Below are 22,878 nucleotides of genomic sequence, written 5' to 3' on the forward strand. Positions count from 1 at the left end.
AATGCCAACAATAAATTTTAGTCTAAAGGATTTGCAAAAACTAATAGGAAAAAAGATTACATTAGATGAATTACAAGACCTATTATCCTACGCTAAAGCAGAACTTGAAGATTACGACAAATCAACAGATGAAGCAACAGCAGATTTTGGAGATACAAATCTCCCTTATTTATGGTCAACCGAAGGAATTGCAAGATTAATAAAAGGGATTTTAGGCAAGGAAAAAGGAATACCAAAACTAACCCTCAATAAATCCCCCAATCATACAATAATTGTTGAAAACTCTGTAACTAAAATAAGACCATATATTGCTACTTTTGTTGCAAAAGGATGTAAGGTTGATGATTATCTTATAAAACAAATAATTCAATTACAGGAAAAATTATGTGAAACTTATGGCAGAAAAAGAAAAAAGATAGCTATAGGTGTTTTCAATTATTCAAAAATAAAATTCCCACTACACTACAAAGCAGTTCAACCAAACAAAATAAAATTTATTCCTTTAGGATATAAAAAAGAGATGGATTTGAACGAAATATTAGAAGAACACCCGAAAGGCCAGGAATATTCATGGATATTAGAAGGGTTTGAGAGATATCCAATATTAATAGACGACGAAAACAAAGTTTTAAGTTTTCCACCAATAATCAATTCAAACGAAACAGGCAAAATAGAAGAAAAAGATTCTGATTTGTTTTTTGATATTACTGGAACAGACCTGGAATCTGTTTTAGTAGTATGCAATATATTTGCACAAGCAATGCATGACAGAGGATTCAAAATTTTCTCAGTAGATACAAAATATCCGAACAAAAAAATTACAACACCTTTTATGTTTAACGATTCTATTAAATTAAAGATAGAGACAGCAAAAGAAGTCCTTGGCTTGGATTTAAAAGAAGCAGAAATTAAAACATTATTAGAAAAACAAAGATATGATTATAAGGCAGGAAAAGTTCTAATACCCAGTTATAGAAAGGATATTTTACATATAAGGGACGTTATAGAGGATATAGGTATTGCTTATGGATATAATAAAATAGAAGAATTGCCTTTAACAAGTTACACCCCTGGATCAACCAGCCAGCATATTACCTTTTTAGATAAAATAAGAGAAATGATAGTTGGATTAGGATTCCAAGAAGTAATGAGCCAAATATTATCTAACAAAAATTTATTATATAACAAAATGGAAATAGAGGATTTTGGAACAGTTGAATTACAAAATCCAACTTCTGAAAATTATTCTGTTCTACGTACATGGATTGTACCAATCTTAATGGAATTTCTATCTAAAAATAAACATGTAGAATATCCTCAGAATATATTCGAACAAGGCACTGTTACAATAAAAAAAGAAGGAAAAATAATAGATTATGAAAGAATAGCTGCTCTTTCTATATCCGAAAAAGCAGATTATACAAAAATTAAACAAACATTAGATTGTTTAATGAGGATGTTGGATATAGAATATAAAATAGAAGAAACAAAACATGATAGTTTTATAGAAGGAAGGGTTGGTAGGATAATTGTTAATGATAAAAAAGTTGGTTATATTGGAGAAATAAACCCAAAAGTAATTTATAATTTTAATCTAGAAATGCCTGTTATAGGTTTTGAAATAAATATTTCTGAATTATTTTCAACTCTATAAATTAAGTTATTTTTTCTGCTTCTTTTCTTTTACTTCCTTTTTAGGTTTAACTTCTTTTTTCTCAGCAGCAGGTTTTTCTTTCTCTCTCCTAACTTTTCTTGGCTTATCTGCTTTCTCTTTACTTTTCTTCTTTTTCTCTTTTACTTCAATTCCTTCTGCTTTTAAGGCCTTAACAACTTCTTCATGGCTGGCCTTTTTAGGAAGTTTAATAACTTTATCTAATGGCTCAATATGAAGAATATTACACTTCCTTCTTCTAACTTGTCCATCAATTAAGATATGACCTTTCTCAAGAATTTCAACAATAACTCCTTTTAAACCAGCATCTCTTCCAGCCAATTTCACAATCAATCTTCCAACTTCAATCATTTTATCTCTCCAATCTCATTTTTTTATAAATGATGTTACCAACCATTTTATGAGATTATTCTTTTATTTTCGCTTTAATAGTTTCCCTCATACATCTGCTGCAAAGATTCCCACCATAGGGTCTTGAAACAGTTTTTTGACTTTTAGGAATATTTTGCATTTTTTTAGGACGTTCCCTGCTTATACCTTTAAGAACATCACCACACTTAGCACATTTAGCCTTTTTTGGTTTTCTAGTTAAATAATGTAATTTTGTTTTTCCACCAGGAGTTTTCTTAAATATTCTCCTAAATGTTCGTGATTTTAACCTTCCTGATACCATAATTAATGTGATTTTGGGGGGCTTTAAAAATCTTTCTTTTTACATCTTTCAGAAATTTTATAAACTCCAAAATTTGACAAATAACATGGAACACATATATTTAATCCTCATTATTAGTGTAATTGGACCAGTTTTAGGATCTTTTATAGGGGTTATTAGAAAACCTTCTAAACTTTTTATGTATAACATGCTTGCTTTTGCAGCAGGAGTAATGATTACAATATCCATCATAGAATTAATACCCAAAAGCATAGAGTTCTCTTCAGTATGGTTGGCTTGTTTAGGTATTATCATAGGAACAGCATCCATGTACCTCCTTGATAAATTAATACCACACATACATCCTGAGTTATGCGAACCAGAACAAGGCCGTAAACTAAAAAGAACATCAGTATACCTTCTTATAGGCATATTCATGCACAATTTTCCAGAAGGAATAGCAATCGCTTCAGGAATTGTAACTAATTTTAAAACAGCTCTAACAATATCATTAGCAATTGCAATACAAAATATCCCAGAAGGAATTTGTACAAGCGCCCCATACTATTATTGCACAAAGAAAAAACTCAAATCATTTTTATTATCATCTTCGACAGCAATACCCATCCTCTTGGGGTTTTATCTAGGGTACCTTGTTTTCCCAAATATACCCCTATATATTGTGGGAATAATTATTGCTGCAACCGCAGGAATAATGATATACATTTCTGCTGATGAATTAATTCCAACTTCTTGCAACAAATGCAATAACTCCTGGAACCATAGCGTTATCTTCTCATTAATAATTGGCGTTTTATTTGTTATAATTCTTACTTCAATCTGAACCAGAAACAGCAGCATAATCAGAATTGAGTTTTAAATCAGGCCTACCAAGCAACCTACGCAAATGTTCATCTATTAATGCATCATTATTTGTTGCCCTTCTTTGTTGATCTTGTAAGGTTTTTTCTAACCCTTGGTTAATCAACCTCTCAGATTCCCTTTTATTTTCAGGCCTATAATAAGGGGGATGAATTGGGTGATGTTTATAAGGAACCCTGTGATTTCTTTTTATTAGTTCAACCATTTGGATATTCATCTAAATAATTAAAATACTATATAAATTTTTTTAATAATCTTCAAAAATTATTTAAACAAAAGACCGTTTTATATCACTATGGGCTTTATAATAATCTACATAACTCATCAAAACATCAAAGAAGCAAAAAAAGTAGTTTCTCATCTACTTAAAAAGAAACTTATTACATGCGCTAATTTCTTACCAATTAAAAGCTCTTACTGGTGGAAAGGGAAGATAAAAAATGATAGTGAAATGGTTACTATAGTTAAAACCAAAAAAGAAAACTGGAAAAAAGTTAAGTCAGAAGTAAAAAAAATACATCCTTATGAAATCCCATGTATTATGAAATTTAACGTAGAATCAAATAAAGAATACGAATCCTGGATTAATTCAAAAATAAAATCAATAAACTTTCAATAATTTTCTTATCAAAATACTAAACATTATTGAAAATAGAATATAAGTTCCTAACCAACCAAAATTATTAATCCAAGGTATTGGGAGGACAGTAAGAGGTTGAACCTTCTTATTACTAACTGTAATTGATTTAACACCATCTTTCTTAATTTTTGTAACTGGAAGTTTATAATTCTTCTCATCACTAATCAAAACAACATTAGAATAAATATCATCATTAAATTTATAATTAAGCTGATACTCTCCCACTTCGCCTTCCAAAACCCATTTTACTTGACCAGCCTGAATAGTTTGTGTTAACCCATTCATAACTTCTAAATCAGGAAGCACTAATTCAACCTCTCCATTAACTCCTTCATTAAAATCCATTGTAACAGAAAATTCTTCTCCAGGCAATAAAGGATAATATCCAAGATGAGCACTCATCCATCCAAAAAATATGATAATAGGCAAAAAAGTAAACAACATCGGTTTAAAACTATGCATCATATATTTGCTATTTGTCTGCATCATCTTTTTCTGAACACCCATGGCCTTTTCTGGTTGATCCTTTAATTCTTTTATCTGTTTTTGAAAAGCCTTTAATTCTGCTTTCAAATCTTTCATCAAACTTTGATTAGTTGTGTATTTATAGATAAGAGTAATAATCATTGTAATAACAAAAACTAAAATCATCAATGTCCAGAAATAGCCTAAAAATTCTAATAAGGGATTTAATACAGGATTCAATAAAGATTCAAAAGCCATTTATACACCTCTTAAATTTATTCCATAAACTTTCGCATCATTGGATGCATATCCATCATATGTTGTTTAGCAATCTCTTCATACAATTTGTAAATAATCATAACAGCCAACAATATCCCGGTTCCACTTGATAAAGCACCAGTTAAATCAGCTAAAGCAGCCAAAAGCCCGATAGTAATGGCCCCCATTATTGTTAAAGACCAAATATATCTATTTAATAATCTTTCTAAAATTCTTTGATCTTTTCTAAATCCAGGAATCTGTAATCCAGAAGACATCATATTCTTTGCCTGACTTCGGGCATCCATCCCAGCAGTCTGCATCCAAAAAACAGAGAAAACCACACAACCCAAAACCATAAAAATCACATAAACCAAAGAATGACCAACATCAGCAAAAGTTAGACTACCTTTGATAACTTTTCCTACAATATTAGGTGAAGATATCCATGACACTAATCCTGTTGCAGGAGAGTTTCCAATAAAGGTTCCTAAAAAAGGATGTCCCCAATTTTGCAATAACCTTGCCCAAAGCTGCATATTAGCAATCAAAGCAGATACAAGTATAACTGGAATAACTCCTGTGTATATAAAAGACAAAGGCCATCTAATTCCGTGACCTCTCACCCTGCCCATACTCAAAGGAATCTCAACCTTCATGGCCTGAGCATAAACTACAATAACAAAAACCAATAAAGTAGAAATAACAGCCGCCAACATTAAACCAGCTGTTATAGGATCTCCAGCAGCTAAACTCTGAAATAAAGCAGGAATAGCACCAGTTGCTATACTGGGATTAGTTGGAGAAGGCAAAGGACTCAATGCTCTTATAAAAATTGTCTGACTAACTCCTGCAGCAATAAACAAACCAGTACCTGAACCAAAACCCCATTTAGAAACAACCTCATCCATAAATAAAATCATCATTCCACCTAAAAATATTTGGAAAACAAGCAAAACCTGCAATTGCGAATATAATATTGTTCCAATTAAATCAGGAGAAGGTGACAACCCACCCATATAAACGTAAATAATAGATTCAAATATTATGAAGAATATTGCTAATAATTTCTGAGTACCTTGAAAATTCCTCTTACCTTCGTGAGAATGTAAATCAAACTTTAAAATACCAGATCCATTTAATAATTGTAATACAATCGAAGAGGTTACAATAGGACCGATTCCAAGACTAATTATACTTCCAAACTTAGCTCCTAATATAATACTTAAGTACTCAAATCTTTGCAAAGCATTTAAACCAAGACCAAACAAAGGAATCATACCCAAAACAAAAAATAATATGAGAATAACACCCGTCCATTTTAATTTCTCTTTAAAAGAAAGTTTTTTCTGAGTAGGTCCAGCCACTTCAGGCAAATTTAATAATATTGTTTTAAAAAAACCCATTTTATTCTTTTGTTGTGTTCTCCACAACCTCTAAAATAACCTCTCCACCCTCTTTTTTAATAGCATCCACAACTTTTTTTGAAGCCTTTGAAACTTTAATCTTCATACCTTTCATAACTTTTCCTTTTCCTAATAATTTATTATACCCCAATTTATCTAAATCATAAATCCCTTTTTCTTCTTTTAGTAAACCAGACGAAATTAATTTCTGAACTTTTGTAGTATTAATAGCTTTAATTTTTATCTTAACTCCTTGTGGTTTAAAACCAACATTACCTGTTTTTTTCTTCCAAACACTCGGCTTTTTCTGATCAGCCCTCTTACCAGTACCAGCATTACCACTCCCTCCTTTATTTCCCTTACCTCGCCTCTTCTTCATACTACCGCAACCATGGGTTTTTGATCCCCTATACCTTCCAGATTTCTTTCTTTTGTTTATCATCCTAACATCCTTTTTAATAAATCATTAATCTTGTCTCCTCTATACCCTAATCCACCACTTTTTGAAAAAGCAACTTTGATACCTTTTCTCCCAAACCCTTTTCTAGGAGGATTTAATCTAAAAAACTTTTTAATAACTTCCTTTCCTTCTTTATTTTTTGTTTTTTCTCCTCTTTTCTTAACAACCAAATCTTCAGTTTCTTTATCTATTTCTCCATAAGTAACATAATCTTTTACCTTCTTAATCATTCCAAAATCTTTTTTATCTATCAAAACACAATAATTTTTACGATAAAGCCCCATCAACTCCATAGTGTGATTTATTTCTTTTTTTACTCTAACTAAACCCCTTATTCTTATTACAGCATATTTAACATTGGGTTTTGATTCTTCACTCATCTTTTTTATCCTCTTCTTCTACTTTTTCTGTCGTTTTCTTAATAGAACCTTCCATCACACCAACATTCTCGCTTCCTTTTTGATTAACTCTTGTATCCATTAATTTTCTTAAAGCCATATCGCAAGCATATATAAGATTGTTCTTACTTTTTGTCTGACCAGATGTCCTTGACCACACATCTTTGATTCCAGCCAAACTTAAAATTTTCTGACTTTCTTTTTCAACCTTTAATCCAGTTCCTTTTGGAGCAGGCATCAACACAACCTTTACAGAACCACACTTCCCTTCTACTCTAAAAGGAATACTATGGGGCTCTTTACACCCGCATTGCCACGATCCACAACCCCTCCTTATTTTTATTAAGTTTAATCTTGCATTTCTAAAGGCCTTTTCTCTAGCAGGCACAGTCTCCTTACTTTTCCCAAAACCAATCCCAACATATCCATCTCTATTACCAACTATAGCACAAGTAGAAAAATGAGGTTTATTGCCTTCTCTTGTTTTCTTTTGGGTTTGTTTAAATACTCTTCTTTGACCCCCGCCAAACTTACCTTTTGCTTGTCCAACCAACAATAATTCTGATTCAATATTAGGTATTAAAACATCTACAATTTCTGATTCTAGAATTCTAATTCCATTATCAAGTACAAAATCAATATTATTTACTTCACCACTCTTAACCTGTTTCCCTAATTTTGTTTTTGGTTTCCAACTCTCTTTATCAAATTCCTTAACAAAACCTTCTTTACGTCTTTCTTTTGGTTTATATTTAGTTTTTTCTTTCATATTAATCAATCTTCTTTTTAGTTTCTTCAAAATATTTAGGTATATCTTCAGCTTTAATACCTTTTTTTACATAAGATGAAAAAATCTTCTCATATTTTCCCTCTTTTATTAATTTTTGAGCATAATTTGCTATATGAACCCCTTTTACCGCATCTTCACTGGGAAATATGTCTTCTGAACATGGAACATTTAATCCAGCATCCAAAACACCTTTTAATGAGGCATACAATCTACCCCCTTTTATACTCTTTCCTAATCCAATATCTAAAATAGCGCATTTAATGCCTTTTTTTGCTGCCTTTTTCCCAACCAAATAACCTGTTAAATATGCTGCTGGTAAATTTGTTCTTCCTGCTTTCCATTCAAACTTTTTTTCAAGTTCTTTAGAATCAGCAGAAACCAATATTTTATCCCCTTTCTCATTGTATTCTATAAGTTGTATAGTCATGTTTTTCAAAGATTTTCTTATTATTAATCTAGGTTTTTCATTTAACAATAAGTTCAACCTTTTTTTATAATCAGTTTTCCCTTCTCTCTTCCTTCTAAATTCAACACGTTTCATTTTTTATTTTTAGCCAAACCATGCTCCTCGATATATAGTTTAATATGCCTTCTACTTCTAAAAAATCCACCTTGAGCTTTTTTATAAAGTTCTCTATAAATTTTTTGATCAACGATCTCTCCATCTTTCAAGTTTCTTAATAATTCTCTTTGAGTTCTTATCTTAATCATCCATTTTTCTTTTTTAGGAAATCTTGCAGTTTTCTTACCTTTTCTAGATCCTTTACCACGCATCTGACCTTTACTCTTTTGTTTTTGGATTTTCCTAGCTCTAACTCTTGAAACTCCCCTTTTAGGAATACAATAGATAGCACTATCTTTTATCAAAGATTTAATATCAGCTTTAGTTATGCTTTCTTTTATCTCATCTAACCTTTCAGTATCAAACCTAACATGTTTTTCTGAACATCCAAAAACATCCGCGGCTAATCTTTTCTGAATTTTTAATTTCATACTTCCCTCTTAGTCAATAACTTATCCTTTTCTTTCTTCTCTTTTTTCTTATCTTCATCATCAACTTTGGCTTCGATACCGTCTTTTTTATCTTCGTCTTTACTCTTCTTTTCGGCAATTTTTTTGCTCTTTTCTTCCTGTTTCTTCTTTTTGCTCTCTTTTTGCTCTTTCAGATTTGTTTCTGAATCACTCAAAAATTTTGCAGGATCTTTTAAAGACATAATCTTTAAATTAAGTTTTAAACACTCTTTTACAATCTCTATTTTCTTTTTAATACCGAAATTTGATAAACAAACAACATCATCTTTATTTAATCCTTTAATATCATTCATATTTTTTATTAAAACTATATTTTGGCCATCTCTGCTCATTCCTCTTGCTTCTACAGGCCCCCTAAATCCAACCTTCACCTTTCTTGGATATCCCTTGCGCCCTATTTTTATCTTTGAATCAGATCCACGAGGTTTTCTCCATTTATTGGCCAGCCTTTTCTTTTTATGACTGCTTTGTTTATTAAAATCTGGTTTCTTTTTCTTCTTCATATTCCTTAAATTAACAATATTATCAACCATCTTAATCAAACCATCTTACCATCTTTTTCTGTAATATAAATACCATCCTGGAAAATTCTTAAATCCTTGCCTTTTATTTTTGTTAAAATTTCAATATCAGCAGCAGTTTGTGCAGCAAGTTCTTTATCAATACCACTAATAGTTACAATATCCCCTTCAATTTTTACATCAGCACCATCCTTTAAATTCAACTCTCTAGGTGTTTTTTCACCTAAAAAATTATTTACAATAAATTTATTCTCTTTCATTGTAACATTCATAGGAAAATGCCCTGAACAAATTTTTAATTTGTAAATATGACCTTCTGTAACACCCTTAAACATATTTTTTATATGCGCTTTAAAAGTCCCGCTCATTGTTTTTTCTCTTTTTGTTCCATTTTTAAAACTTATAACAACATTTTTGTCAACAACACTTAAACTTACTTTTTTATGTTTTAATTGTCTTGACAATTCCTTATCTTTATTTGAAACTGTAATAATACCCTCCTCTATCTTAACTTCTATTCCTTCTGGAATTTCAATTTTCCCTTCATATTCTTTTATTTTCATTCGAACCTAATAACAATATGCTATTAATTTTCCACCAATCTTTTTCTTTCTCGCTTCTTCAATAGTCATAATTCCTTGATTTGTTGAAATAATAATTATACCAAAACCCTTTGCAGGTAAAAATCTTTTCTCAAATTTTTCAAACATATCAATCTTTACAGCATGTCTAGGTTTAATAACACAACAATTATTTATTTTGCCAATTAGATTTACTTTTAGAACATTCCCTCTATTATCTTTTATTTCTACATAATTACCAATATAAAGATTATCTTTCATAACTTCTAACACTTTTTTAACTACTTTTGAGCTAGGTTTTATCAAACATTCAGTCTTTTGTCTCTTTTCAGCATTCAATAATTTTGACAAAGTGTTTGCTAGTATATCATTTAACATTTTTTAACCTCAATTGAACTTTTTAAAACCAATATCGCTTGCGATTTCCCTAAAACATTGCCTACATAAATTAAGCCCATATTTACTTATATGCCCTCTAATCCTTCCACATCTCTTGCATCTTTTTAGACTAACTCCACAATTTCTTTTCTTTGGACTATTGTGCTTAATATATTTCTTAAGTTTCGCAGGCTTCGCTTTCAATTGTTTAAATTCCTTTTTATAATCACTATAACTCATTCTTCTTCACCTACCTTGACATTGAATTCTTTTTTCATGAAATTAACCGCATCCTCTTTTGTTATACTGTGTTTTTTAGGTATCTTCTTTTTCGCTCTTTTTCTCTTTTTTATTCTAAATCCCGGCCTATCCAAAGTTAAACATGCCTCCAAACCCATGATTCCAATTTCAGGATCATATTTAACATCAGGAATGTCAATATATTCTTCTAAACCAAAAGAAATATTACCAGAATCATTAAAACAACTCTCTTCTAATATATCATCTTTTGCTTTTAACAATCTTATAAGCAATTCTTTTGCTTCTTTTTTCCTTAAAGTAATTTTACAACCAACAGCCAAACCAGGCCTTAATCCCCATTCTGGTATTCTTTTTTTAGTATGGGTTTTTACAGGTTCTACTCCTGCAATATGTTTCAAAAGTTTAACAGCCTTGTCCAATTTAGCTTGGTCTTTACCACAACCTATATTTAATGTTAATTTCTCTATCCTTATATTTTGCATAACATTCATTCTTCAACCTTAATAAGGGGCTTTTCTTTACCAATTGTAAAAGCATATTTCTTTAATGTTTCAAAATCCCCTTCTTTAGTACTACATTTCATGACACTATTTTTTATCTCAACAACATTAGCTATCTTTCCAGTGTGTTTTCCACCAATTAAAAAAACCAAAGAACCCCTATCAAGTTTTATAACATCTTTTATGTTTTGTTTTGGAAATTCTATTAATACACCATCTCCCACTTTACAATCTTTTTTATCTGTTAAGATGTTTCTTCCATCTGAAAGATTTATTTGTAAACCTTTATACATTCTTTTACCTTTTATTTTACAGATCTTTAATTTAGATTCCTTTTCATCAATTTTTATATAATCCAATTTTCCCTTTTTATTAAACACAACTCTAAAATATTCTTTTGTAGATGGAATAGAAATTGTATCCATAAAACCAACAACAAATTTATCATCTCTTCTCCTGATTCCATCAATCAATACTTCATTATTATTCATAATATATTTTGCTTCTTTGTTAGTATTCGCAATCTTTAATACATCTCTTAGAAATACTGATAAAGCCACACCATACTTAAAACTATGAGGACCAGGAAGTGGTCTTTTAATATACTTTATTCCTTTCTTTTTAACATCCCATGTTTTTGGAATGTTTAATCTTTTCAAATGTTTTTTAGTCATTCTTTTTCCTCTCAAATATTTTCTTTCTCTTTTTATCTTCAATATCTAATTCAGTTATAATCAAGTTTGAAACAGTAATTGGATAGATAACTTTTGAACCGTCCTTTTTTATTAGTTCTACACCTGTGATTATTGCCTTGCCTTTTTTCAAATCAATTTTATCTACTTTGCCGGTCTTTCCTTTGAATTGGCCTCTTAAAACTTTAACACTATCTCCTTTTTTCAAACCAACATTCCTTTTATTGTGTTTTTCTCTTAATTCTTTTGAAAGATGAACATGAACAAACTTCTGTCTTATATGGAGGGGAGCATTATACTGATACCTCCTTTGTTTTCTTGGCTGTTTGCTTTTTTTCAGTTTTGTTGAAAATTTTTTCATTTTAATTACCTTAAACAATTATCTTAGCTAATTTTGAAATTCCAGGCCACCTTTCACAAGCCTCTTTTGCAATAGCACCTTTAAACAAAGTGCCTTTTGGATTGCCTTTGTCATCTTTCAAAACAACAGCAGCATTGTCCTCGAACTTTATTCTTGTTCCATCCGGTCTTCTGTACTCTTTCCGTTGTCTCACAATAACTGCAAAAACAACCTGTTTTCTTATATCAGGTCTTCCTTTGACTACAGAAGCCAGACATATATCGCCTATTCCTGCAGCAGGAGATCTCCCTTTTCTTGTTTTCAAACCCTTTACTGAAAATATCCTTATAACTTTAGCACCTGAATTATCACAAGTTTCAACTAAACTTCCAACATTCAATCCTCTAGTTACTCTAGCACTAATCGCCTTCATTAGATATTTCCCCCTTAGCTTTTTCAGGAACCTTTTCTTCTATGTTTTTCTTTTTATGAACTTGTTTTGATTCTTGTAATCCTTCTTCAATTTGTTCAAAACCAAATTGTTTTCCTAAATTTTCAATTATAACGAAATTCTTTGTTTTACTTAAAGGCCTGCACTCCATTATATTTACATTATCCCCTTGTTTTGCGTCTATACAAGGCGGATTATGTGCATGTATTTTGGTCTTCTTCTTCTCAAATCTCTCGTATTTTGGAATTTTTATACGTCTACCCCATTCAACAGTCGCACTTCTATGAACATCTCTTGCAACAACTATTCCTGTAAAGATTTTACCCCTAAGGCTTATATCGCCATGAAATGGACATTTCTTATCATTACATTCCTTACTAGGTAATTTTACTTTTACACCTATGTCTCTTGCTTTTTTTACCATTTTTTCTTTCCTTTAACTTTAAGATACAAACAATTGTTAGTATCTTTTTTTGATTTCGATTGTGTTTGATGCAAATCCCATTTGAATTAAAAATTCTTTAACCTTTTTTGTGTGTTCTCCTTGTAACTCAATTTTCCCTTTTTTCACTGTGCCTCCACAAGCGAATTTTGACTTTAGTTGTTTTGTCAAATCCTTAAGGTCTATCTCTTTGTTATCAATACCATCTATTGTTGTTTCTAATTTGCCAAATTTTCTTTTTTCTATGCCAATAACAATTGTTTGGCTTTCTTTGGCTATTGTTTCACAAACACAAAGGTCTTTAGGTAATCCACATCGTGAACAAATTTCACTCATTAGTTTTTTCACCCTCCTTATTATTCAATAATTGAATTATTCTTGCTATTGTTTTTTTCATTTGTTTTATCTGACCAGGGCTTTTTGGAGTTGTTCCAACAGCTATCTGGGCATTTTCTTTAATTAATTCTTTTCTAAGCTCCAAAAGCTTAGCGTTTAAATCTCCTTTATTCATATTCTTCAATTCTTTTTTATTTATAATTGCCATATTTAATTTTTACCTTCTTCGATTTTTACTAAATCAACGTCAGCAGCAATACCTTTAATAGCCTCAATTGCTAATTCAAAAAAATCATTTAATTCTAATCCTAACTTTTCACACTCTTTTATTATATCCCTATTGATGGAAGCCACAAAAGCCTTATCCTTAAATTTCTTTTTCAATCCCTTAACTTCCATCCCTTCCATCGATCCCCTCATCAAAGCATAAGCATGGATTAAACCAGTAATTGTTTCAGAACACGCAAGAGCATGTTCAACCTTTTTAGTCCTTTTTTTATCTTTTAACTCTGCACAATCAAACCCATAACCATGTGAAATAATAGTATTAATAAAATCGTCACTAAATCCTGCTTCTTTTAAAATTTCAGGGGCTTTAGTTAAATGCTCTTTAGTATTATTTTTTGTTAAACCCCAGTCAACATCATGCAATAAACCAAGCATACCCCATTCTTCTTCATTTTTCTCTAATTTTTTAGCCAAAGCCTTCATAATAGCTTCACTCTCAAGATAGTGATTAAGGTCTGATTTTTCCTTGTTATGCTTTTTCAAAAGTTTTAGCGCAGCATCTCGTGTTAATGGAAGACCAGATTTAGATTCTTTTTCCTCTTTCTTTTCTTCGTCTTTTACTTCAGGTTCTTTTGCTTCCTCCTCTCCTTCAAACGTAATCTTATCAGGCAATTCAATATCAGGAGGCATAATCCTAACCTGAATACCAATCACACCTTTCTTAAGATTAGCAGTTTTATAAGCAGTTCTTATACCTGTTATTGAAATGTCTCCACATTTTTTCAGATAACCTTCATAAAATCTCCATCTTTTTGCTCTTGAACCAGGAATCTTTCCTGATATTATAATTTCAACACCTAAAGCACCGGCAGCCATAACATTCTCTATTGTCTTATGACCTACTCCTTTGAATTTAGAAGACCCAAACCTTTCCAAAGATGTTGCAATTCTTTCTGCAACAATATTAGCATCAAGATTTATATCTTCAACCTCATTTATCTCTATTTGGGGATTTTCCAATCCAAAATCTTCTTTCAATAATCTTGTTAACTTTCTTATATTCTCTCCTCCTCTCCCTACAACCAATCCGGGTCTAGACGCAAAAACAATTATTTTCTCACCAAGAGGGGTTTTTTGAAGTTTTATATGACTTTGACCAACATCACCTAACAAATTACCTACATACTCTTGAATTTGAAATTCTTTCAATCTTTCAGCGACAAATTTTCTTTCAATCATTTTTCTTTTTACCTTCTTCTACTTTTTTATTATCTTCTTTTTTTATTTCAATTTTAGGTTTTTCTTCAGAAGGTTTTCTCTTTTCCTGAGTTTTTTCAACCAATATAATATCCATATTAGTTCTTTTCATCTTCCTTCTTCTTTGTCTCCCATAATGCCAAGTATTGCTTCCTTGGTTAGCATTGATATGCCCTATAATCAAATTTGCAGTATTTAATGCCTTAAACTGAGCATTTGCTTCAGCAGATTTTAATAAGCTTAAAATCTCTGTTGAAGCCTTTAAAGGATATCTTCCAGGGCCCATACCTTTTTTGTGCCCCACTCCTTTATTGAATCGAGTAAATGGAACAACTTTTTCCTTTTTAATGACTCCTTCTAAAAAAGTTTTCATTTTCTGAACGTTTTTGCCCCTAATATAATTACTAATTTCAATAGCATGCCTTGTTGAAATAGGTAAAGCTCTTCCAACCGTTCTTGCCATTGTTTCCTTGTTATATTCTTTTACAATCATTTTACTGATATATTAGAGCTTGATTTAGTAGCACCCACTCCTGGTGCACTATGACTAATATTTTTTCTTGTTAAAACAAAATCTCCTAACCTAAACCCAATCATTTCTGGTTCAATCATAACCATGACAAACTCCTTTCCACTATGAACTCTTACTTTTTTACCTATTATTTCTGGTAATATTATTAAGTCCCTGCAATGGGTTTTAACATTATCCTTTTTCTTTAATTCTTCCATCAATTTTTTTTCCTGTTCTGTAAATCCCCTTTTTAAACTTCTCCTCTCTCTAGCAGGTAATAATTTGATAAATTCCTTTAGTTCCATACCCTTTAACTCTTCCAATGATTTTCCCCTATATGCAAATTCTTTTTTTACCATTTTTACCTCTTCTTACCTGTTTTTCTAGGAGCCAAACTTCCTACCTTCCTTCCAGGAGGAGCGTGTCTTGATGATTGAAGCGGCATTTTATTCCTATTGCTTGAACTTCCACCAAATGGATGATCTACAGCATTCATTGAGTTTCCAGACACAGAAGGCCACAATTTGTTTCTTGCCCTCTTTGCCATATATACCTTTCCTGCTTTTACAAAAGGCTTTTCTTTTCTTCCAGCACCAGCTATTACTCCAATATTAGCTCTACAATCTGAACAAAACTTCTTTTCTTTTTTTGATGGTAATATAATTGTAACGTTTTTACCTGTTCTTGTTAATAATCTTCCAAAAGTACCAGATGTTCTACAGAATTTTCCACCATCTCCTGGTTGGGATTCTATATTATATATTAAAGTACCTTCTGGAATATTCTTTAATTTAACAACATCTCCTTGCCCAATATTCTCTTTATTCCCTGCTGTTATCTTGTCTCCTACTTTTATTCCTTCTGGAGCAAAAATTAAACTATCTTCACCATTATCATATTTTACTTTAGCAATAGGAGCATAATGTCCAGCACAATTTACAATATCTATAACATTTCCTTCTACTCTATCTTTTGAATTTTTCAAGTGAATAACTCTACCTACATACCTCTTTGATCTCGCTTTATATCTTGCAGATCCTTTTCCACGTCTTTGCTGAATTAATGGTTTTCCCATAAACTTTTAAGAAAAGTTTAATCAAAACTTAGGTGACATTCCTCGTTTCGCTCGGAAGTCACATCAACTTTTCCACATCCTCCTTGAACTTTTATAATCATCTTACTTAAAATTACATTAACCCCATATTAGTTGCTATATCAATAGCAGGTGTTTCGTTTGAAAATTTAACATAAGCTCTTTTATATCCATCCTGTGTAATAAGAGTATTAATCTTTATAACTTTAGCTTTGAAGATATCTTCAATGGCCTTTTTTATATCATGTTTGTTTGCTTTTTTATCAACAACAAAAATTAATTTATTTTCTGATTCCATCAATCTTAATGATTTTTCAGTTGATAAAGGATGTTTAATAATACCATAACTGTCTTTCTCGATTTTCTTCTCTTTCCCTTTTTTAACTTCTTTTTTCATATGAATAACTTCTTTTCTCCTAATTCTTTGATTGATGATTCTGTAAACAAAGTTAATCTTCCAGGCATTGCTCCAGGAGCCAGTAACTCACAATTTATATTATTTATTTTTACTATTTCAACTCCTAAAATATTAACAGCAGATTTTAATAATTTACAATCTTTACCAACAATAATTAAAGGTCCTTTTTTAACTCTATACTTCCTTCCTCTTAATTTACCTTTGCCAGATCTAATGGTTTTTTTTGAAGTTCTCCCTAATTCTTCTTTAAATCCTAATGTTTCTAAAACCTTTTTAACATCTTTTGTCTTATCTATCTTTTCTATATCATTATTCACAATAAAAGGATACGCACCAGGTATGATGTGTCCTCTTACTTCTACTAACTTTTTGTCTAACGAAGCAGATAAAGCGCATCTTAATGCCTTTTTTCTTTCTTTTGTATTGATAGATTTTGTAAAAATTTTATCTGATTTAGGAGGATGTGCTCTTCTCCCACCAACAGTTCCAGGAGCAATTGCTCCAATCCAATTCATTCTGGTACCTCTTCTTGATACAATCTTTCTTGGAACACGGCTTATACCGTGGCCATAACTGGTTCTGTAATCATGTCTTCTTTTCGATATTCTTCCAGAAGCCCTCATTCCTGCTCCTTCTTTAGCACCATATGGCTGTCTTTTATTAGCTTGAATAACTTCAACAGCCCTTTTTATCAAATCTTTTCTAACTGTTTCTTTGAACTGCGAAGGTAAATCAATATTTCCTTTCTCTTTCCCTTGAATATCTAATATTATCATTGGTTTAATCTCCGATTAACACCTTGAAAAAATTTTATTTTTTTCATTGTACTAATTTAATATTAAGCTCCACTTCTTTCATTTTATTTGGTCTTATTGCATGATTAAATCTTATCAATCTTTTAACAGGACCAGCAATACTCCCTTTGAATATTATATAATTATTTTTTATTATTCCATAATGTTTAAATCCAGATTTAGGGTTTATGCCCTCTTCCTTATCTCCAATTTTCAAGATCTGTTTGTTATATTCTGTTCTTTGGTGATATCCCATCTGTCCTGCATGCGCAATTCTATACATAAAATGAGCATGCCCTTTCCATCCGCCTAAACTTCCAGGACCCCTCTTTGTTTTTTCAGATTTATGTCTCCTTATTCCAATTCCAAACCTTTTAACAGGTCCCTGAAATCCTTTACCTTTTGTAATAGCATGAATATCAACAATTTGTCCAGTATTAAATACATCTTTTAATTGTATTTCTTTTCCCAACAGCTCTTTAGCAGCATTTAATTTCTCTTCTTTTTTCCCGCCTAAAGCCATTTCAAAAATCTCTGGTTTTTTCTTTCCAACAGTTGTTAAACCAGGATTAGTATGAACAATTAATTTTAAATCATCAAAATCTTCTTCTTTAACATCATTAACTGATTTATTTTTGGGAATCTTACACTTTCTCTGAAGATTTTTATCAAACTTTTCAGCAAAAACCTGAGAAACAGAATCATTATTTTTATAAAATTTTATAGAAAATGCAGTTAAAGGCGGACACTCAATAATTGTCACAGGCCATGAAACTGTTTTGCCTTTTGAAGGTGAACGATCTCTTGTATCCTCAAACATGACATGAGCCATACTAACCTTATAGCCTGCAAAACCAATTAAGTTTGCATCTTTTTGATTAGCCCATAATCTAACTCTAGCTACTTCTGACTTGGCCCTTTTTCTTGGCCAAAACTGCATACTTCCGTGTCTAGGACTATGTGCTTTTGGCATTTTCTTATCTAAACAACCTCTTTGTAAAGATTCCTTTTAAGAAACCAATATCCGTGCAAGGGTGTATTGGTAAGGTCCTTTTTTCAGGCTGGTTACAGGCATCTAATCATTACTTCAAATGCCCCTATGAGCAAGAATCAGTAGGGCATTTATAAAGCTATTGGTTACAAGGGGCTTTGTGTAAAAAATGCCTATTTTATTTAAAAAAATAAAATTAGAAATCTTACCTGTTTATTCCTTTAAGTTTCACCTTACCCGAAATTAAATCTTTCAGTTTAACAGAAACTTGTTTGATTGAAGCCTCTCCAGTATTTTCATTTAAAAGTACAGTAGATATCTTTGTTTGTTCATTTGAATCTAAAGTTGAAATAAAATGTTTTCCATAAAACTCCAAAAATTCTGATATATTATTTCCAAGCTCGTGTGCAAAATCTAAATCTATATTAATTTTATCCGTTTTAAATACTTTTTTATTCCTATCGGATTTTATTATATTAAAATATTTAGGTATGTAAATTCCATTTTCATCTTTATCAAATGTAATAAGCCCACTCAAAAAATGAGTTGGCTCACTTCTTATTGTATTTAATTTATCATACCAATCAAGATTTTTAATCAAATAATCACTATATTCTTTACAGACAGGAAGATTTGAATTTTTTTTAAACCAATTACGTTGTTTACGAAAACCTCGTTTTAAATTATACTTAGGAAGAAAAAAAGGCACAGTTATTTTTGCAACATTCTCCATAATAGAGTATACATTATTTAATAATGATTCAAAATAAGCCAACAATATTATATTATTTTTATTACTTAATGAACCCTTCCTATCCCATTCATTAAACTCTTTTTTTACAATTTCAAAATAATTATCCAATTGAGATAAAAAATAATTATGTATATGTAATTTATCGTATAAAGACCAAAATAGTCTAATAAAATCTTGATTATTTGGATCTATTACATGAGCAAACTTAGATAAAATCATAAAGTTTTCCATATTAAATAAATTATATCCTTTCTAGTTTTATTTGATTAATTTAAAATAAAATTTTTAATTTTATCTTTAATATTAATCCCTTGTTCTTCTAAAGCAAAATACAATCCCCTCTTATCAAATTCTTCCTCTTTAATTTCAGTTGGATTTTCTTTCTTCCAGTTGACCACTTTTTCTAAACAATCCTTACATAAATATTCATCTAATGAAGAACGTTTCTTATATTCTTTCTTCATTTCCATTTTAAATGTATTTACTCTTCCTTTGTGCAACCTATTCATACAAAAATCATACATTTTTATCACCCACCAATAAAATTAACAATAATAATATATAATTCTTCCCCTTATTTTCATAACATTTATATATTTATAAGAATAAAAATATTAGATGAGAAAACCAAAATATTACACTGGATTAATTACCTTATCTTTACTTGTTCTGTTTTTAGTGAGTGGGTGTACTGGAACTAATAACAATAATCCAGATATAACTAAAAAAAAATCCTTACAAGCAGAGATAGGTGAACTAGGTGATTCAGGCACATATTTGCGTGTTATAAATCGTAATGATTATGATTGGCATAATGTTAAAATTACTGTAAATGATTATTATTCTTGTTGGAGTAGAGATATTCTAAAACCTGAAGAAGTTATAAGCGTAAATGCTGTTACTTGTAATCAATTTGTTATTAATCAGAACGTAGTATATTCTCTTACAGTGGTGGCTGATGAAGGTCAAACTGATTTTACTAGATAATTATTTTTATTTTTTAGAATTCTCTACATTCCCCTTCTTCTTACCTTTTTCCTTATTCAAATAAAAAGTCTTCCTTCTTGAATAATTAACAGGATTCTTTATCTTCTCACATAATCCATCAGGCTTACAGACATGAAAATCCTGATAATACATCTTATTAGAACAATTTGGAGGTAAAACCTTGCTTTTGTGCGTCTTATGATAGCGTAACTGGCCAACTAAATAAACTTCCCGCAATGGCTCTTTATTCTTTTTATTCCATTCCTTTAATCTTTCCTCTATCTTCTCATAACCCCACCCTACAGACGTTAAAAAATTAACAAGAATAAACAAAGCCCTCTTCTTACCATCATCCAACCCATTTAAAACTAATTTTATACAAGGAGGAAAAAATTGCTCAGGCAAAGCCTCTTTTATTTCATCATACTTAAAACCAGTCTTAACTTTTATTTCCTCTTTTCTCTCCTCATAATCAAAAGCTTCTACAATCAATTTTTTAGCTTCATTATTAACAACCTTTGATCTATCTAAAAAATTAAATTTACTTACCTTAACATTAGAAGGCGTAGCAACTAATTTATTAAACTCTAAAACCTTAAAAGGATTTATAGGAACAGAAACTAATCCAGACTTCTCATTAAAACTATATGGTGTTCTGTATAAATGTCTGGATGATATTAATATTGTATCAACATCTAAAATACTAAAAGGATCAAAATTATTATGTTTAACTAATTCATTAAATTTCTTCCCGGTTCTCTTAACTACTCCATCAATTCCTTTATCAAATTTCAAAATTTCTTTTGCTAAATGCTCTCTTATCATAACCTTAAGATAATCAGCTATTTTTCTTGGGCCTTCTGGAAAAAGATTTTTAGTTAATTTATCATGAACCTCTTCAGGAAAACTTTCAAAACAAACACCAATATGGTAACCATGATTTCCTGAAAATTTGCAGGAAATATTCTCAACACCATGATGTTTTATAGCCTTTATCAATAAATCAGCAGCAATTGCACTATAATCTAAAAACTTACAGTCAATATCTAACACCAAATCCCATCCAAATCTCAACTCATCAAGATCTTTTCTGCTTAGCGTTGGTTCTAATCTTAGGGGATTTTTCCAAATCTCTTCCGAAACATGAAAAGAAGTAGCACCCCCTTTTACCTGCTCTATAACGTCACTCTCATAAGTTAATATGTCTGGTCTTTTCCCAAAACCAACACCAAATTGAGCCACAACCTCTCTATCCTTAACACTACCCAGAATTGCTTTTTGTATATCTTTTCTTTTGTAATAATTCAAAGCTTCACTTAAATTTACCATTTCGCCCCAAAAAACAGATAAACAACTTTATTTATAAAACTTTACGAAACAAATCACTATATTTTTAAATAAAGATTATTATCTTGTTACAATGGTTATCGGAAATCAAATAAAAACAGTATTTTTACTAGGATTACTAACAGCACTATTTTTATGGGTAGGTAACCTTGTTGGAGGACCTAGTGGATTAACCATTGCAATATTCTTTGCTCTTATAATGAACTTTGGATCATATTGGTTTTCCGATAAAATAGTTTTGAAAATGTATAAAGCTAAAGAAGTTAAAGAATCTGATGAGCCAGAACTCTACAAATTAGTAAAAGAAATTATAAACACAGCTAAAATACCTATGCCTAAAATTTATATAATGAATGCACTCTATGCAAATGCATTTGCAACTGGAAGAAATCCCAAACATTCTGCAGTTGCAGTAACAAAGGGAATAATAGACTTATTAAGCAAAGAAGAATTAAAAGGGGTTATTGCTCATGAAATTTCTCATATAAAAAACAGAGACACATTAATACAGGCTGTTGCAGCTACAATTGCAGGAGTAATTTCTTATGTCGCTTTTATGGCCCGTTGGGTAGCAATCTTCGGAGGAAGAGACGATGATAGTTCAGGATTAGAATTTTTAGTTTTAGCTATTCTAACACCAATACTAGCAGCAATCATTCAAATGGCTATTTCAAGATCAAGAGAATTTATTGCAGATTCTTCTGCAGCAAAATTATTACATTCAGGAGAAGGTTTAGCAACAGCATTAGAAAAACTAGAAAACTCAACTAAACATATATCTTTAAGAAAAAATTCACAAACACAAGTCACAGCACATCTATTTATAACAAACCCTTTTCGTGGAGGAAATTTACTTAAATTATTTTCTACACATCCACAAACAAAAGAAAGAATTAGAAGATTAAAAAATATGAATTTCTAAACTATTTCCAATATCTTACCATTGGCCTAATACTTATTAAAATAAACAAAAATATAACTGGGAATAAATTTTGTTCTACAAAACCTCCAAGAGATAAAAAACAAGTTGCTATAATCATCCCTAAAACCAAACTTGACAATTCTATTAAAGCAATATCTAAAGTATCTAATCTTCTCAGCCTTCTTCTAAGCTCGATTAACTTCATTTTTTCTTGCTCTTCTTTTCCCAGGGTTTATGTATCAACAAATAAACAATAGGCAGTATTCCAATAGTATTAAATATTAATATACACACAAACCAAACCTTTTGTTTATCTCTAGCAGAATACCACAATGCAAACCCTTTCCAAAATAGTTCCCATAAACTAAAAATTATAAGAATTGGCATAAAAAAAGCCCATGGAAATCCTCCAAACTGCG

Annotated in this window: 38 protein-coding genes; 5 read left to right on the plus strand and 33 right to left on the minus strand. The window is 30.7% G+C overall.

The annotated features are described in order from the left end of the window. Position 1: 1 nt before the first annotated feature. Complete coding sequence (locus tag CEE44_02770; GenBank protein ID TKJ17435.1) at positions 2-1,654, plus strand: phenylalanine--tRNA ligase subunit beta; 1,653 nt, start codon at positions 2-4, stop codon at positions 1,652-1,654. A 6-nt stretch (positions 1,655-1,660) separates the two neighbouring features. Here the strand turns inward: CEE44_02770 and CEE44_02775 are convergent, their stop codons facing one another. Then, positions 1,661-2,023 (minus strand): 50S ribosomal protein L14e, encoded by a 363-nt coding sequence (locus tag CEE44_02775; protein TKJ17436.1) that lies wholly within the window; start codon positions 2,021-2,023, stop codon positions 1,661-1,663. A gap of 55 nt (positions 2,024-2,078) precedes the next feature. After that, on the minus strand, positions 2,079-2,345 hold the full coding sequence (locus tag CEE44_02780) for a 50S ribosomal protein L34e (GenBank protein ID TKJ17437.1): 267 nt from the start codon (positions 2,343-2,345) through the stop codon (positions 2,079-2,081). Between the two features lie 85 nt (positions 2,346-2,430). Between CEE44_02780 and CEE44_02785 the strand changes: the two genes are divergently transcribed. Beyond that, positions 2,431-3,168, plus strand: a complete 738-nt coding sequence (locus CEE44_02785; protein ID TKJ17438.1) for a hypothetical protein — start codon at positions 2,431-2,433, stop codon at positions 3,166-3,168. Here CEE44_02785 and CEE44_02790 read toward each other — a convergent pair. After that, a complete protein-coding gene (locus CEE44_02790; protein ID TKJ17439.1) occupies positions 3,160-3,411 on the minus strand; it encodes a hypothetical protein in 252 nt (83 codons plus the stop codon). The two genes, CEE44_02785 and CEE44_02790, sit on opposite strands and share 9 nt — an antisense overlap. A gap of 90 nt (positions 3,412-3,501) precedes the next feature. Between CEE44_02790 and CEE44_02795 the strand changes: the two genes are divergently transcribed. Continuing rightward, positions 3,502-3,825, plus strand: a complete 324-nt coding sequence (locus CEE44_02795; GenBank protein TKJ17440.1) for a divalent-cation tolerance protein CutA — start codon at positions 3,502-3,504, stop codon at positions 3,823-3,825. On the opposite strand, the gene CEE44_02800 is transcribed toward CEE44_02795, so the two are convergent. The 27 genes from CEE44_02800 to CEE44_02930 form a co-directional block, all read right to left on the minus strand. Beyond that, positions 3,808-4,569 carry a hypothetical protein gene (locus CEE44_02800; protein ID TKJ17441.1) on the minus strand — a complete coding sequence of 254 codons (762 nt, stop codon included), beginning with the start codon at positions 4,567-4,569 and terminating at the stop codon, positions 3,808-3,810. The two genes, CEE44_02795 and CEE44_02800, sit on opposite strands and share 18 nt — an antisense overlap. A 17-nt stretch (positions 4,570-4,586) precedes the next feature. Further along, entirely contained in the window at positions 4,587-5,975 is a 1,389-nt protein-coding gene (locus tag CEE44_02805) for a preprotein translocase subunit SecY (protein ID TKJ17442.1), read from the minus strand. A 1-nt stretch (position 5,976) separates the two neighbouring features. Continuing rightward, positions 5,977-6,417 carry a 50S ribosomal protein L15 gene (gene rpl15p / locus CEE44_02810; GenBank protein ID TKJ17443.1) on the minus strand — a complete coding sequence of 147 codons (441 nt, stop codon included), beginning with the start codon at positions 6,415-6,417 and terminating at the stop codon, positions 5,977-5,979. Beyond that, entirely contained in the window at positions 6,414-6,815 is a 402-nt protein-coding gene (rpl30p, locus tag CEE44_02815; protein TKJ17444.1) for a 50S ribosomal protein L30, read from the minus strand. Before rpl30p ends, rpl15p begins: the two co-directional genes overlap by 4 nt. Next, a complete protein-coding gene (locus CEE44_02820; GenBank protein ID TKJ17938.1) occupies positions 6,808-7,602 on the minus strand; it encodes a 30S ribosomal protein S5 in 795 nt (264 codons plus the stop codon). Before CEE44_02820 ends, rpl30p begins: the two co-directional genes overlap by 8 nt. Before the next feature lies 1 nt (position 7,603). After that, positions 7,604-8,164: a 50S ribosomal protein L18 gene (locus CEE44_02825; GenBank protein ID TKJ17445.1), complete on the minus strand. Its 561-nt coding sequence runs from the start codon at positions 8,162-8,164 to the stop codon at positions 7,604-7,606. Further along, a complete protein-coding gene (locus tag CEE44_02830; protein ID TKJ17446.1) occupies positions 8,161-8,616 on the minus strand; it encodes a 50S ribosomal protein L19e in 456 nt (151 codons plus the stop codon). The genes CEE44_02825 and CEE44_02830 overlap by 4 nt, the downstream gene beginning before the upstream one ends. Next, entirely contained in the window at positions 8,613-9,188 is a 576-nt protein-coding gene (locus CEE44_02835; GenBank protein ID TKJ17447.1) for a hypothetical protein, read from the minus strand. The genes CEE44_02830 and CEE44_02835 overlap by 4 nt, the downstream gene beginning before the upstream one ends. Before the next feature lie 5 nt (positions 9,189-9,193). Next, positions 9,194-9,739: a 50S ribosomal protein L6 gene (locus CEE44_02840; GenBank protein TKJ17448.1), complete on the minus strand. Its 546-nt coding sequence runs from the start codon at positions 9,737-9,739 to the stop codon at positions 9,194-9,196. A 6-nt stretch (positions 9,740-9,745) separates the two neighbouring features. After that, positions 9,746-10,135: a 30S ribosomal protein S8 gene (locus CEE44_02845; GenBank protein TKJ17449.1), complete on the minus strand. Its 390-nt coding sequence runs from the start codon at positions 10,133-10,135 to the stop codon at positions 9,746-9,748. A 9-nt stretch (positions 10,136-10,144) separates the two neighbouring features. Beyond that, a complete protein-coding gene (locus tag CEE44_02850; protein TKJ17450.1) occupies positions 10,145-10,375 on the minus strand; it encodes a 30S ribosomal protein S14 in 231 nt (76 codons plus the stop codon). Then, positions 10,372-10,887: a 50S ribosomal protein L5 gene (locus CEE44_02855; GenBank protein ID TKJ17451.1), complete on the minus strand. Its 516-nt coding sequence runs from the start codon at positions 10,885-10,887 to the stop codon at positions 10,372-10,374. The genes CEE44_02850 and CEE44_02855 overlap by 4 nt, the downstream gene beginning before the upstream one ends. After that, entirely contained in the window at positions 10,884-11,612 is a 729-nt protein-coding gene (locus CEE44_02860) for a 30S ribosomal protein S4e (GenBank protein ID TKJ17452.1), read from the minus strand. Before CEE44_02860 ends, CEE44_02855 begins: the two co-directional genes overlap by 4 nt. Beyond that, positions 11,563-11,949, minus strand: coding sequence for a 50S ribosomal protein L24 (locus CEE44_02865; protein ID TKJ17453.1), 387 nt, complete (start codon positions 11,947-11,949; stop codon positions 11,563-11,565). Before CEE44_02865 ends, CEE44_02860 begins: the two co-directional genes overlap by 50 nt. Positions 11,950-11,959: 10 nt before the next feature. Next, complete coding sequence (locus CEE44_02870; protein TKJ17454.1) at positions 11,960-12,361, minus strand: 50S ribosomal protein L14; 402 nt, start codon at positions 12,359-12,361, stop codon at positions 11,960-11,962. Continuing rightward, positions 12,348-12,803, minus strand: coding sequence for a 30S ribosomal protein S17 (locus CEE44_02875; protein TKJ17455.1), 456 nt, complete (start codon positions 12,801-12,803; stop codon positions 12,348-12,350). Before CEE44_02875 ends, CEE44_02870 begins: the two co-directional genes overlap by 14 nt. 36 nt (positions 12,804-12,839) lie before the next feature. Next, complete coding sequence (locus CEE44_02880; GenBank protein ID TKJ17456.1) at positions 12,840-13,157, minus strand: stress response translation initiation inhibitor YciH; 318 nt, start codon at positions 13,155-13,157, stop codon at positions 12,840-12,842. Next, positions 13,150-13,365, minus strand: a complete 216-nt coding sequence (gene rpmC / locus CEE44_02885) for a 50S ribosomal protein L29 (GenBank protein TKJ17457.1) — start codon at positions 13,363-13,365, stop codon at positions 13,150-13,152. The genes CEE44_02880 and rpmC overlap by 8 nt, the downstream gene beginning before the upstream one ends. 2 nt (positions 13,366-13,367) lie before the next feature. Beyond that, positions 13,368-14,075 carry an HD family phosphohydrolase gene (locus tag CEE44_02890; protein TKJ17939.1) on the minus strand — a complete coding sequence of 236 codons (708 nt, stop codon included), beginning with the start codon at positions 14,073-14,075 and terminating at the stop codon, positions 13,368-13,370. 541 nt (positions 14,076-14,616) lie between these two features. Beyond that, positions 14,617-15,135 (minus strand): 50S ribosomal protein L22, encoded by a 519-nt coding sequence (gene rplV, locus CEE44_02895; protein ID TKJ17458.1) that lies wholly within the window; start codon positions 15,133-15,135, stop codon positions 14,617-14,619. After that, entirely contained in the window at positions 15,132-15,512 is a 381-nt protein-coding gene (locus CEE44_02900) for a 30S ribosomal protein S19 (protein TKJ17459.1), read from the minus strand. Before CEE44_02900 ends, rplV begins: the two co-directional genes overlap by 4 nt. Before the next feature lie 2 nt (positions 15,513-15,514). After that, the gene (locus CEE44_02905) at positions 15,515-16,228 is read right to left on the minus strand and encodes a 50S ribosomal protein L2 (protein TKJ17460.1); all 714 of its coding nucleotides are present in this window, start codon (positions 16,226-16,228) and stop codon (positions 15,515-15,517) included. 112 nt (positions 16,229-16,340) lie between these two features. Then, complete coding sequence (locus tag CEE44_02910; protein TKJ17461.1) at positions 16,341-16,643, minus strand: 50S ribosomal protein L23; 303 nt, start codon at positions 16,641-16,643, stop codon at positions 16,341-16,343. Then, positions 16,640-17,440, minus strand: coding sequence for a 50S ribosomal protein L4 (locus CEE44_02915; GenBank protein ID TKJ17462.1), 801 nt, complete (start codon positions 17,438-17,440; stop codon positions 16,640-16,642). The genes CEE44_02910 and CEE44_02915 overlap by 4 nt, the downstream gene beginning before the upstream one ends. A gap of 43 nt (positions 17,441-17,483) precedes the next feature. Further along, positions 17,484-18,431: a 50S ribosomal protein L3 gene (locus tag CEE44_02920; protein TKJ17463.1), complete on the minus strand. Its 948-nt coding sequence runs from the start codon at positions 18,429-18,431 to the stop codon at positions 17,484-17,486. Positions 18,432-18,654: 223 nt separating this feature from the next. Then, positions 18,655-19,434 (minus strand): hypothetical protein, encoded by a 780-nt coding sequence (locus CEE44_02925; protein ID TKJ17464.1) that lies wholly within the window; start codon positions 19,432-19,434, stop codon positions 18,655-18,657. Between the two features lie 35 nt (positions 19,435-19,469). Continuing rightward, positions 19,470-19,727, minus strand: a complete 258-nt coding sequence (locus tag CEE44_02930; GenBank protein TKJ17465.1) for a hypothetical protein — start codon at positions 19,725-19,727, stop codon at positions 19,470-19,472. A gap of 94 nt (positions 19,728-19,821) precedes the next feature. Here CEE44_02930 and CEE44_02935 point away from each other — a divergent pair, with 94 nt between their 5' ends. Continuing rightward, positions 19,822-20,190, plus strand: coding sequence for a hypothetical protein (locus tag CEE44_02935; GenBank protein TKJ17466.1), 369 nt, complete (start codon positions 19,822-19,824; stop codon positions 20,188-20,190). Positions 20,191-20,196: 6 nt separating this feature from the next. On the opposite strand, the gene CEE44_02940 is transcribed toward CEE44_02935, so the two are convergent. Then, the gene (locus tag CEE44_02940) at positions 20,197-21,519 is read right to left on the minus strand and encodes a hypothetical protein (protein ID TKJ17467.1); all 1,323 of its coding nucleotides are present in this window, start codon (positions 21,517-21,519) and stop codon (positions 20,197-20,199) included. A 97-nt stretch (positions 21,520-21,616) separates the two neighbouring features. Between CEE44_02940 and CEE44_02945 the strand changes: the two genes are divergently transcribed. Further along, positions 21,617-22,459: a protease HtpX gene (locus tag CEE44_02945; GenBank protein TKJ17940.1), complete on the plus strand. Its 843-nt coding sequence runs from the start codon at positions 21,617-21,619 to the stop codon at positions 22,457-22,459. A 1-nt stretch (position 22,460) separates the two neighbouring features. Here CEE44_02945 and CEE44_02950 read toward each other — a convergent pair whose 3' ends face one another. Both CEE44_02950 and CEE44_02955 read right to left on the minus strand, forming a co-directional pair. Beyond that, positions 22,461-22,664 carry a hypothetical protein gene (locus CEE44_02950; GenBank protein ID TKJ17468.1) on the minus strand — a complete coding sequence of 68 codons (204 nt, stop codon included), beginning with the start codon at positions 22,662-22,664 and terminating at the stop codon, positions 22,461-22,463. Then, positions 22,661-22,846 (minus strand): hypothetical protein, encoded by a 186-nt coding sequence (locus tag CEE44_02955; GenBank protein TKJ17941.1) that lies wholly within the window; start codon positions 22,844-22,846, stop codon positions 22,661-22,663. The genes CEE44_02950 and CEE44_02955 overlap by 4 nt, the downstream gene beginning before the upstream one ends. Positions 22,847-22,878 lie beyond the last annotated feature (32 nt).

The organism is Candidatus Woesearchaeota archaeon B3_Woes (assembly GCA_005222965.1).
Taxonomy (GTDB): Archaea; Nanobdellota; Nanobdellia; order Woesearchaeales; family B3-WOES; genus B3-WOES.